Annotated in this window: 9 protein-coding genes; 6 read left to right on the top strand and 3 right to left on the bottom strand. The window is 60.9% G+C overall.

Translation table 11 applies throughout. The features are described 5' to 3' along the window. Positions 1 to 83: 83 nt before the first annotated feature. Complete coding sequence (locus DXD56_RS09540; protein WP_233524980.1) at positions 84 to 1,658, bottom strand: lipopolysaccharide biosynthesis protein; 1,575 nt, start codon at positions 1,656 to 1,658, stop codon at positions 84 to 86. 379 nt (positions 1,659 to 2,037) lie between these two features. Between DXD56_RS09540 and pckA the strand changes: the two genes are divergently transcribed. From pckA to DXD56_RS09515, 5 genes are all read left to right on the top strand, one after another. After that, positions 2,038 to 3,708: a phosphoenolpyruvate carboxykinase (ATP) gene (gene pckA / locus DXD56_RS09535; protein ID WP_187365016.1), complete on the top strand. Its 1,671-nt coding sequence runs from the start codon at positions 2,038 to 2,040 to the stop codon at positions 3,706 to 3,708. Positions 3,709 to 3,935: 227 nt separating this feature from the next. Further along, positions 3,936 to 4,655: a B3/4 domain-containing protein gene (locus tag DXD56_RS09530; protein WP_117641034.1), complete on the top strand. Its 720-nt coding sequence runs from the start codon at positions 3,936 to 3,938 to the stop codon at positions 4,653 to 4,655. A 172-nt stretch (positions 4,656 to 4,827) separates the two neighbouring features. Next, a complete protein-coding gene (locus tag DXD56_RS09525; protein WP_022093866.1) occupies positions 4,828 to 5,277 on the top strand; it encodes a MarR family winged helix-turn-helix transcriptional regulator in 450 nt (149 codons plus the stop codon). Positions 5,278 to 5,396: 119 nt separating this feature from the next. Beyond that, positions 5,397 to 6,251 (top strand): DegV family protein, encoded by an 855-nt coding sequence (locus DXD56_RS09520; RefSeq protein ID WP_117641033.1) that lies wholly within the window; start codon positions 5,397 to 5,399, stop codon positions 6,249 to 6,251. Between the two features lie 79 nt (positions 6,252 to 6,330). Continuing rightward, a complete protein-coding gene (locus tag DXD56_RS09515; protein WP_089572047.1) occupies positions 6,331 to 6,651 on the top strand; it encodes an MGMT family protein in 321 nt (106 codons plus the stop codon). Between the two features lie 385 nt (positions 6,652 to 7,036). Here DXD56_RS09515 and trpS read toward each other — a convergent pair whose 3' ends face one another. Together trpS and DXD56_RS09505 are read right to left on the bottom strand one after the other, a co-directional pair. Next, positions 7,037 to 8,086, bottom strand: a complete 1,050-nt coding sequence (gene trpS / locus DXD56_RS09510; RefSeq protein WP_089572045.1) for a tryptophan--tRNA ligase — start codon at positions 8,084 to 8,086, stop codon at positions 7,037 to 7,039. Between the two features lie 161 nt (positions 8,087 to 8,247). Beyond that, complete coding sequence (locus tag DXD56_RS09505; RefSeq protein ID WP_117641032.1) at positions 8,248 to 9,447, bottom strand: MraY family glycosyltransferase; 1,200 nt, start codon at positions 9,445 to 9,447, stop codon at positions 8,248 to 8,250. Between the two features lie 525 nt (positions 9,448 to 9,972). On the opposite strand from DXD56_RS09505, the gene DXD56_RS09500 reads away from it, so the two are divergent. Further along, the gene (locus tag DXD56_RS09500) at positions 9,973 to 10,911 is read left to right on the top strand and encodes a radical SAM protein (protein WP_117641031.1); all 939 of its coding nucleotides are present in this window, start codon (positions 9,973 to 9,975) and stop codon (positions 10,909 to 10,911) included. The last annotated feature ends 122 nt before the right edge of the window (positions 10,912 to 11,033 follow it).

Below are 11,033 nucleotides of genomic sequence, written 5' to 3'. Positions count from 1 at the left end.
TGTCGTTTCCGTGCCCCTGGATTGGGTCATAGTGTCTGTCGGTGCCAAAACATCGACGTTTCTTTTCTTCAAATTGATTCGAATTAGACGCCGTACGGGTTGCGGTCGCGCTCGATGCGTTGGCGGATGTGGGCGTATTCGATAATCAGCAGCACCAGGAGTAGGGCCATGATGGCTAGGTAGCTCACCACGGCGCCCATCAGACCCAGCAGGTTGATCAGGATCACCGGCAGCACTACGCTTACGGCGAAGCAGATCAGGTAGATTTTGGTGACGTCGCCGGCATGGCGCAGCACCGTGATGATGGCGTAGAGAAAGTCGATGGCCGCGGTGACGCCGCCGGCGACAACCATCAGCAGTGCCAGCGTGCGGTAGCGCTCAAAATTGAGGCCGTACATGAAGCTCATGAGGGGAATACCGGGACCTGCCATAAATGCGGCGCACACGCTGGTGATGACCACGATCAGTGCCATAACGGCAACAATAATCAGGTCAAAGCGACGACGCTTGCGAGGATTAGCCCAAATGCTCGACAAACGCAGAAGCTGCGGTTTATAGATAAATCCAATGCTCAACAAAATAGCCTGCGCCGGAAAGAACAGGGCATTAAAGTACAGCTGATACTTGTAGGCCAGCGTGCCTTCCATCACGAACTTGGGCATGCTCTCGATAAGGTTGAACAGGAACAGCGCGCCAAAAAGCGGGGCGCACTGGATAAACAGGTGACCGACCTCGCGCAGGCTCACGCGGCGCGATTTTTCGGTTTCGAGCAGGGCGAGCGGCGCGGTGACCAGAACGAGCGAGGCGATCGCGGTAACACCCATGGCCATGGCGGCGATGGGCATGCTGCGCGTGAGGAACAGTACCACGCTAAAGACCGCGATGACGCCGACGGATCGTAGCGTTTGGCTCATGCCGGCCAGGTAGAGTTTGTCGGCCTGCTGCAGGCGGCCCTCGTACACGTCGGCAATGCCGTCGATCACCTTATACAGGTAGACGCCCAGGCCGATTGTGGCCATCTGCGCATCGTAGCCGCGGGCGCTGCTGTATACCAGGCCGCATGCCAGCGCGAGCGCTCCGCAGATCCAGCGGTTGAGCTGGTAAGAGGCAAAGGACGTCTTTTCGTCGATGTCCGAGACCTGGAAATTGCGCACGCCGTAGTTGCACGCGATCATGATGAGCGTGCCGGTGACAAAGGCGATGGAGAATTTGCCAGCCTCCTCGGCGCCCACGAGCTGTGTGGACACGATGGTGAGCAGCGGAAACGCCATGCCCCATACGGCGGTGCCCAGGGTATTCCAAAGGTAGTCGCGACGGGTGGCGTGATCTTCGTACTCGGCTTCTTGCGTGGAGAAGCCGCCGCCGTAGACGGCTCCGAGCAGGCGGTTCCACCAGGCATTGACCATGCGGTGGATGGGGCCGGGCTGGCGATCGCGCTCGCGGCGACGGCGTGTGGCCTGGCTGCTGTCGGGACCGCCGGCGTTACGCTGGCTTAGCTCTTGGATTCGTGCGAGCTCCTCGGCGGTGTGCGATGCGGGGAACAGGCCGTTCTCGATGCGTCCGCCCTGCCCGTGCGCCCCGTCCGATACGGTGGGGTCGGCGACGCCATTGCGGCGGGCGATGGCGCGGCGAATGCTATCGATGGGCGTGATGCTCAAAGCGGAGTCCTTTCTATTGCTGCGCTCTAGTATAGACGCGACGGTGTTCGTTCGTGTTTTTGAACAGGTTGTTCGATAATTTCGGCGGCGCCATTCAGTAGCCGGCACTCGGGGACGTTCCTTATGTGCCGGCACTTTAGGAACGTCCCCGAGTGCCGGCATCCGGGGACGCTCCTTGGTTGTTGCCTGTTCAAGAGTGTCCCCAACGATTAGTCGTTTAAAAACGTCCCCAATGACTAGGCCGCTTGCCTGCGATTTTTGACCGTTGGGCGGGCTTGCCGCCCTTGCCGCAAAAACGTTTTTGCATATCGGGTACAACGGGCTTTACGTGAGTAAAGTGCGCGCCGTGTCCTCGTGTCGCGTTTTTAAAGGAGGCCCCATGCCTGGTGTTACCCCTGCAGATGTTTTGTCCAACTTTGGTATTACGCTGGTCGAAGATCCCGCCGAGAATCAGCCCCGTCTGCTGGTCGATCTACCCGCCGCGGAGCTCATCGAGCACGCTATCCGCCGCGAAGAAGGCCGCATGGCATCCAACGGCGCGCTGGTGATCGAGACGGGGGAGCGCACTGGTCGTTCCCCCAATGACCGCTTTATCGTTGACACGCCCGACGTGCACGACAAGATCGCCTGGGGCGCCGTCAACCGACCGCTTTCGATCGAGAGCTACGAGACCATCAAGGCCGGCATCGTCGACTACCTCAACGAGCGCGACGTGTTCGTCACCCGCGGCATGGCCGGCGCCGACCGCAACCACACGCGCCGACTGCTCGTCGCCTGCGAGCGCGCCAGCCAGGCACTCTTCATTAAGCAGATGCTCGCCCGCCCGCTTGCCCGCGAAATCGCGCGCACCGGCGAGCCGGACTTCTGTGTGCTCGCCGCGCCGGGCTACCAGTGCGATCCCGCCATCAAGGGCCTCAACTCCAGCGCCGCCGTGGTCATCAACTTCCAGGAGCGCGTGATTTTGGTCGCGGGTACCGGCTACTCCGGCGAGATCAAAAAGTCCATCTTCAGCGTCATGAATTACCTGCTGCCCGTCGAGGACGACGTGCTGCCCATGCATTGCTCGGCCAGTATGGATCCCGTCACGCACGAGACCGCGGTGTTCTTTGGCCTGTCGGGCACCGGCAAGACCACGCTTTCGGCCAACCCCACGCGGCTGCTGATCGGCGACGACGAGCACGGTTGGTCCGACATGGGCATCTTCAACATCGAGGGTGGCTGCTACGCCAAATGCGAGGGCCTGGACGCGTTCCACGAGCCTGAGATCTTCAACGCCGTCCGCTTTGGCGCGATCTGCGAAAACGTGGTGCTCGACGAGAGCCGCAAGCCCAACTACGATGACGTCTCGGTCACGCACAACACGCGCGTGGCCTACCCTGTGGAGCACATTCCCAACGCGTGGACCAAGGGCATGGGCACCACTCCGAGCGTCGTGCTGTTTTTGACCTGCGACGCCTTTGGCGTGCTGCCGCCCATCTCGCGCCTGACGGCCGACGCCGCCATGTATCACTTTGTGACGGGCTTTACGGCCAAGATCCCCGGCACCGAGGTCGGCGTCACCGAGCCCACGCCCACGTTCTCTTCGCTGTTTGGCGAGCCGTTTATGCCGCTCGACCCCATGGTCTATGCCAAGATGCTCGGTGAGCGCATCGCCGACGGCCGCACGCGTGTGTACCTGGTCAACACCGGCTGGATTGGCGGCGGCTACGGCGTGGGCCATCGCATCGAGCTTGCCTACACGCGCGCCCTGGTGGCCCGCGCCCTCGACGGTACCATCGAGGACAGCGAATTCGTGCATGACGATATCTTTAACGTTGACATTCCCACCACGTGCCACGGCGTGCCCGACGGCATCCTGGTGCCGCGCCAGTACTGGCAGAGCACCGCGCGCTACGACGAGGCGGCGCACAACTTGGCCGTGATGTTCGAGGAGAACTTCGAGAAGAAGTACTCGCACCTGCCCGAGTCCGTGAAGGCCGCCGGTCCGCACGCTCAGGTGCACGCCGACGCCCGTCATCGCGGCCGCGGCCTGCTGGGACTCCGACACTAGCGTCGCCGCGAGTCCATATCCGCCACAAAGGGGACAGGCACCTTTGTGGCGGTTTTGCTTGGGCGAATGACTCGGGTTACAATACGCCTGACATATCGCCCCCTTCTCCGGATGGGGGCAGCGTAAGCGCTCTTGTGGCGGCACCGTAGGACTTTGAAGGTGGCCGTCGTAAGGGCGCTTTTTGTTTAGGCACCCGGGCTCGGGCGCATGCTATGAAGGGAGAGCACATGAAGAGTTTCGTTGCCGAGGATTCGTTTTGGGAGCTATTTCCGCAGGCGGCTGTCGGTGTTGTGGTCGTAAAGGGCATGAAGCCCGCGGCTCAGATTCCTCAAGAGGACGTTGATGCGATTGCCGCGTTGCTCGACCGCGCCAATATCGATGCGGAGCGTCACCTGACGAGTGATACCATCAGCGAGAATGCGCCGGTTAAGGCATGGCGCGAGGCATATCGCCTATTCAAGACCAAGAAGGGCGCGCGTTGCTCAATTGAGAACCTGCTCAAGCGCGTGCTCAAAGGAAAGCCGGTGGGCCACATTACGCCCGCGGTGGACATCTACAACACGGTGTCGCTGTCCTACGCGCTGCCCGTAGGCGGCGAGGATTTGCACGCGATTGAGGGAGACCTTTGCCTGAAGGTGACCGACGGTGGCGATTCATTTCTGCCGCTTGGCGAGGAGACAGATGACCCGACGCTGCCCGGCGAGCTCGCCTACATCGATGATGCGGGCGCCGTATGCCGCTGCTGGAACTGGCGCGATGGCGTTCGAACGGCGTTGTCCGATGATTCGGCCGATGCTTTCCTGGCGATTGAGTGCGTGGAGCCCGAGCGGATGGGGGATTGCCAGGCCGCGATCGATCGCTTAGCCGAGCTGCTCGAGCGCTATCTGGGAGCGACGGTTGTCGTTAAAACGCTTGTGACCCGCGACAATCCTTGCGTGGGGCTGTAGCGAAGTCTGCGGATCAAACTCGATGCCCCAAACCACCACAAAGGTGCCTGTCCCCTTTGTGGTGGTTTTTATGTTGATGGGTTAACAAATGGGATATTTGGGTACGGGTGTTGCCTTGTGCGGCTAAGATGTTTACCCGTTAGCATCATGTAAGCGAAAGGCGGTCGTCACCATGCAGCAGAACGACGAGACACGTTTTGAGGACTTTGTCGGACTGATCAGCGGCCTCTACAAGGAGATTCAGCGTATCAAGACGTCCGAAGGCGCAAGGCTGGGCCTCAAGGGCTCCGACGTTATGTGCCTGTACTATCTTGAGCGCAGCAAGGACGGCCTGACTGGCGCCGACCTCGCCCGCATGGCCGGCGTTACCCGTGCCGCCGTTTCGCGCACACTGGCACATCTGGAGGAGGGCGGCTACGTCGAGGTTGACGACTCGGGTGATGCGGCCGTCAAGTATCGTGCTCCGGTGCGCCTGACTGCCCTGGGCGGCGAGAGCATGAGCGAGGCCGATCGCATCATTCGCGAGGTGCTCGATACCACCGGCAAGGCCATGGGCGTGGAGCAGCGCGAGCAGATGTATGCATCGCTGCGCACGATCCTCAACACCCTGCGCGAGATCTAGAGCCGCGCTGGCGCTAGCTTTCAGCCAAGAACTGCATCGTCCCGTTTGAGCGCGTACGCCGTGCCGGGACATTGCTGTCATAATTCCCTGCGCGAGACCTGCGCAAGAAAGGATTCGTTATGTCCGTCCGCATTATTACCGATTCCGCAAGCGATATGTCGCCGGCGGAGCACCCCGCTCTGCGTGTTCTGCCGCTGTCCGTCACCTTTGGCACCGATGTGTATATGGATGGCGTCGACATCGATCACCAGCGCTTTTACGAGATGCTTGTGGAGCGCGATGAGCTGCCCAAGACCGGTCAGGTCAACCCGTACGCCTTTTCGCAGGCGATTGCCGAAGCGCGTGAGGCCGGCGATGAGGCCGTGATTATTACCGTGGGAGCCAAGCTCTCGGGCACCAACCAGAGTGCTCGTACGGCACTTGCCGAGGCGCCGGGCGGCGACATGTTCGTCGTGGACAGCAATAACGTGACCTTGGGCGAGCGCGTGCTGGTCGAGTATGCGCTGCGCCTGGTGGACGAGGGCCAGGGCGCGGCTCAGGTTGCGGCGGCTGTCGAGGCCGTGCGCGACCGCGTGGTCGTCATCGGCCTGCTCGAGACGTTGGAGTACCTGGTGCGCGGCGGTCGCCTGTCTGCTGCGGCCGGTGCCGTGGGTACGCTGCTCAACGTAAAGCCCGTGGTGGCTGCCGAGGACGGTCTGATCGTGCAGCTGGGCAAGGCGCGCGGTTCCAAGAACGGACGTAACCTGCTCAACCAGAAGGTCGAAAAGGCGGGCGGCATCGACTTTTCCATGCCGCTGGCGCTCGGCTATACGGGCCTTTCGGATGCGGTGCTCAAGAAGTATATCGAGGACAGCGCGGCACTGTGGGCTGGCCACACCGAGGGCGAACTGCCCGTTCACACCATCGGCGCCACCATCGGCACCCATGTAGGCCCCGGCGCCGTAGCCGTAGCCTTCTTCCAGCCCGTTAACTAGCCCACCTGCCAAAACCACCACAAAGGGGACGGGCACCTTTGTGGTGGTTTATGCTATTCCGGGTGGAAGGGAGCGAGCAATGGCGTCTGAGGGCTTTTTTGAGCGGGTGTACGAGGTGGTCGAGCAGATTCCCGAGGGGATGGTCGCCACGTATGGTCAGGTGGCGCTGCTTGCTGGACGTCCACGAAGTGCGCGGTACGTGGGGTATGCCCTGCATGGCAATCCGCGCCCCGGCGAGATTCCCTGTCACCGCGTGGTGTTTGCCGATGGCCGCATATGCGATGGTTTTGCTTTTGGCGGTCCCGATGCTCAACGTGAGCTTTTGCTAGGGGAGGGTGTGGCGTTTAAGGACGACATGCACGTCGACTTGGCCGCCTGTCGCTGGCCTGCAGGGCTCTAGCGGCTCTGCCGTGGTTAAAACCACCACAAAGGTGCCTGTCCCCTTTGTGGTGGTTCTAGTTTACCTGAGCTAACTTATGGAGAAGCTATGGGGGAACATATTGACGCTACAAAGTAAACCACGGTGAACTATATTGTATTCAGCAACGGAGCAGGCAATAGGCGATGAAAAAGCCTGCCCTGTTGAGTTTGATTCGCATTCCTCCCCTCTGTGCGATTCAACGGTGTACTTCGGGAACAGGCCCGCTGGCAACTAACTGCCAGCGGGCCTGTTCCTGTTTGTCGGGGGAGTGCAATGGGCAGAGCCGAACCGGTCGGGCACCAAAAAAGGCGGACGCACTAGCGCCCGCCCTATAGCAATCGAAAGTTCTAGCCAGCAGATCGATCTAGTACACCATGCCCATGGCGTCCTGAACCTCGGCCAGGGTCTGCTCGGCAATCTCGTTGGCGCGACGGTTGCCCTCGTGCAGCACGTCCTTCACATAGTCCAGGTCGTTTTCGTAGCGCTGACGACGCTCGCGGATCGGCGCGAAGTACTCGTTGACGGCCTCGGTCACGTACTTCTTGAGCTGGCCGGAGCCGCCCATGCCAATCTCTTCGGCAATCTCGACCTCGGAACGGCCAGTGCAGATGGCGGCGGTTGAAAGCAGGCCGGACACGCCGGGGCGGTTCTCGGGATCGAACGTGATCATGCGCTCGGAGTCGGTCTGGCTCTTCTTGATGCGCTTGGCCGTCTCCTCGGCGGTCATCGAGATGTTAATGGCGTTGCCGTAGCTCTTGCTCATCTTGCGCCCGTCCAGGCCGGGCAGCAGCGGGGTCTCGGACAGCAGCGCGTCGACCTCGGGGAACACCTTGCCGTAACGGTTGTTAAAGCGGCGGGCGATGGTGCGGGTGAGCTCGATGTGCGGCAGCTGGTCGCGACCGACGGGCACCACATTGCCCTTGCAGAACAGGATGTCGCAGGCCTGGTGCACCGGGTAGGTGAGCAGAAGGCCGGTGAGCTCGTGGCCCGAGGCCTCCATCTCGGCCTTGACCGTGGGGTTGCGCGCCAGCTCGGCCTCGGAGACCAGCGACAGGAACGGCAGCATGAGCTGGTTTGCGGCGGGTACGGCGGAGTGCGCGTAGATCATGGTCTTGTCGGGGTCGATGCCGCAGGCAAGGTAGTCCATGACCATGTTGTACACGTTGTCCTGGATGTGCTCGGTCGTATCGCGGTCAGTGATGACTTGGTAGTCGGCGATGAGCACGTTGGTCTTGGCGCCCATGTTCTGCAGCTCAACACGGCCCTTGAGGGTGCCGAAGTAGTGACCCAGGTGCAGACGGCCGGTGGGGCGGTCGCCGGTGAGCATGGTGAACTTCTCGGGCGTTTTGGCCAGGCCCTCGCGAATGGCGTTGCTCTTTTGCAGCGCGACTTCGTAGCTGTTCTCGTTTGGCATGATTGCTCCTAACGTATGTTCATGGGTCAAGATGATAACGCGTTTATTGGAGGGTCGGGGCGTAAGTACGCGAGGGGCGGGAGAGCGGCGGCATGTGCGATGGGCGCGGCGTGGCTGCGCGTTTGGCCGGCGGCGCCTTGGCACATTCTCGGCAGCTTACCCTAGAGCTTGTGGTGGCGCTCTTCCTTACGTTCCTCGGCTGCCTGCTCCTCCTGCTTAAAGGCGGGGTCGTCGGGGGTGACGAGCTCATCCTCGTGCGTGCGCTTGTTGTAATGGTGGCGCAGCACGGGCTCAAACAGATGTAGATGCTTGGCAAAGGCCGCCGAGCCAATGGCGAGCACGGTAAAGATGAGCACGCGCATGGGCACCTCGACCTGGTTGATCGCGGCGGCGCCGGCCGAAAGCATAATGCACCAGGCATAGATGAGCAGCACAGCCTGCTTTTGGTTGTAGCCCTCTTGGATCAGGCGGTGGTGGATGTGGCCCTTGTCGGCCTGCCCGATGCTAATGTGGGCGCGCTTGCGGCGCACGATGGCGCTAAACGTGTCGATGATGGGCACGCCGGCAACGATGAGCGGGATGATAAGCGAGGTGAGCGCGGCGGTGCGGCTCACGTTGAGTAGCGAGATGGAGCCCAGTGCAAAGCCCAGAAGCAGCGACCCCGAGTCGCCCAAGAAGATGCTTGCGGGGTTGAAGTTGTAGCGCAAAAAGGCCAGACAGGCGCCAAAGAGCGCAATGGAGAGCGCGGCGGCGTCGATGCGGCCCGAGAGAACGGCCATCGAAAACATGGTGAACGACGCAATGCCGCAGATGCCCGTGGCCAAGCCGTCGAGGCCGTCGATGAGGTTAATGATGTTGGTGAATGCCACCAGATAGATCACGGTGATGGGGTAGGCGAGCCATCCGAGCATGATCTCGCCGGGGGCAAACGGGTTGACGATGACGCCGATCCGCAGGCCGCCGATACAGGCGATGAGCGCGGCGAGGACCTGACCGGCCAGCTTTTGCTTGGGCTTGAGCTGGATGACGTCGTCGATAGCGCCGGTCGCAAAGATGACGGTAAAGGAGAGTGCCAGCATGGGATAGCTAATGTGGAGGCGCGGGTGCGGCACTAGGACGGGCGGCCAGCCTAGGTGCCAGGTGCCTAGGATTTGCACAATACAGGCAACGACCAGGCCCAAAAACACCGCCGTTCCGCCCAAACGCGGGATGGGCTTGGTGTTGATGCGGCGCTTGGAAGGATAGTCGACGGCGTCGAGCTTAATTGCCAAGCGCTTGACCAGGGGCACCATGAGGAAGGTCGTGATAAAGGCCGCCGCTGCCACGCATAGGTACGGAATGTAGCTCGGGGATGAAGCCATGAATCTAAAAACCGCCAAGCGTCGAAGGAAAAGGTCAGAAGAACGCCATGCGCAAAGGGCATAGCCGAACCATGATACTCGACCACGGGGGGTGCATGGAATTGCATGCAGCGATAATCACGCGCTTACCAGATATTGGGATGTTGTCGATGGCTTGTCGGGATACCGGCGGGGATCCATATGGGCTGTAATGGTGGTTTTCGGCAAATGAAAACCACCCCCCACGTTACGAAAATGAACCCACCTAAAACAGGTGGGTGCCCTCATCGACTGTTCCAGCGTCCTTAACAACGAAGGATACCTGTACTAGGTACGACTGTGTGGGCTCCCTAAATAAACGCGACGGTTCACCCAGTTGCTCCGCGGGGGGCGGAATACCTACATCATAAAGCGGCACTTTGTCGATTCCAGTCTTGACATTATAAAAATCGTGTCGGACGATTACGGCGCCTTGGGCTCGAGCCGTCTGTGCGGTTGGTCCCTTTACGTTTGAGCTGCTGAATCATTGTTTTGGAGCATGTTTTTATGCCGACGTCGTTGACCGAACTTTTTTCGCCCGCCTGCCATTTGTGTCCGCGCCGTTGCGGTGCGGCGCGCGACGAGGGCACGCGTGGCGTGTGCGGCGCCGACAACACGCTTAAGGTGGCCCGCGCAGCGCTTCATATGTGGGAGGAGCCGCCTATCTCGGGCGAGGCCGGCTCGGGTACGATTTTCTTTAGCGGCTGTTCGCTCAAATGTATCTACTGCCAAAACCACGAGATCTCGACGGGCAATTTCGGTCTTGAGATTTCGCCCGAGCGTTTGGTCGAGATTATGCTGGAGCTGCAGGACCAGGGCGCCAATAACATCAACCTGGTGACGGCGACGCACTATGCGCACCTGTTGCCTGCCGCGATTGCCGCAGCTCGGGAGCGCGGGCTGGACATCCCGATCGTCTACAACACGAGCGGCTATGAGCGGGCGAGTGCCGTGGCAGCGCTCGGCGATCTGGTCGACGTGTGGCTTACCGACTTTAAGTATGCCGACGCGGGGCTTGCGCAGTCGCTTTCTCATATTAAGGACTACCCGCGCGTGGCTGTGTCGGGTCTGGCCCAGATGGCGCGCGAAATTGAGCGCCGCGGGGGAGAGCTGGTAGACGGGGACGGGCTCATGAAGCGCGGCATAATCGTGCGTCATCTGGTGCTGCCGGGGCATGCGGACGATTCGTGCCGCGTGTTGGACCTGGTGTGGCAGACGATGGGCGACGTGCCGATCTCGGTCATGAACCAGTACACGCCCAATGCCCTCATGCGCGAACAAGGCGGCGACCTGGCGCGCGCCGTGACGCGCGAGGAGTACGAGCAGGTGCTCGACCATGCCGACGACCTGGGCTTTACGACGATGTTTTGGCAAGAAGGTGGAGCGGTAGACGAGAGCTTCACCCCGGCGTTCGACACCACCGGCGTCCTCACCAGCGCAAAGTAGTGCGCTCGCCGATGATTTTTCTGGGACGGGGATTAAAAAATCATCGAGAGGATCGCCTGCTCGAAAAGTTGTCAAAATAGCCGCGGGTTGATTTCCGATCTCAGCCGAACACATTGAGCAAA

This window comes from Collinsella sp. TM06-3 (assembly GCF_003436395.1).
Classification (GTDB): domain Bacteria; phylum Actinomycetota; class Coriobacteriia; order Coriobacteriales; family Coriobacteriaceae; genus Collinsella.
The sequence above is the reverse complement of the archived record's forward strand: the minus strand, read 5'-3'. Positions and strand labels throughout refer to the sequence as shown.

Coding starts and splice junctions, on each gene's coding strand:
- pckA (WP_187365016.1), top strand. CDS start 2,038: ATGCCTGGTGTTACCCCTGCAGATGTTTTGTCCAACTTTGGTATTACG.
- DXD56_RS09530 (WP_117641034.1), top strand. CDS start 3,936: ATGAAGAGTTTCGTTGCCGAGGATTCGTTTTGGGAGCTATTTCCGCAG.
- DXD56_RS09525 (WP_022093866.1), top strand. CDS start 4,828: ATGCAGCAGAACGACGAGACACGTTTTGAGGACTTTGTCGGACTGATC.
- DXD56_RS09520 (WP_117641033.1), top strand. CDS start 5,397: ATGTCCGTCCGCATTATTACCGATTCCGCAAGCGATATGTCGCCGGCG.
- DXD56_RS09515 (WP_089572047.1), top strand. CDS start 6,331: ATGGCGTCTGAGGGCTTTTTTGAGCGGGTGTACGAGGTGGTCGAGCAG.
- trpS (WP_089572045.1), bottom strand. CDS start 8,086: ATGCCAAACGAGAACAGCTACGAAGTCGCGCTGCAAAAGAGCAACGCC.
- DXD56_RS09505 (WP_117641032.1), bottom strand. CDS start 9,447: ATGGCTTCATCCCCGAGCTACATTCCGTACCTATGCGTGGCAGCGGCG.
- DXD56_RS09500 (WP_117641031.1), top strand. CDS start 9,973: ATGCCGACGTCGTTGACCGAACTTTTTTCGCCCGCCTGCCATTTGTGT.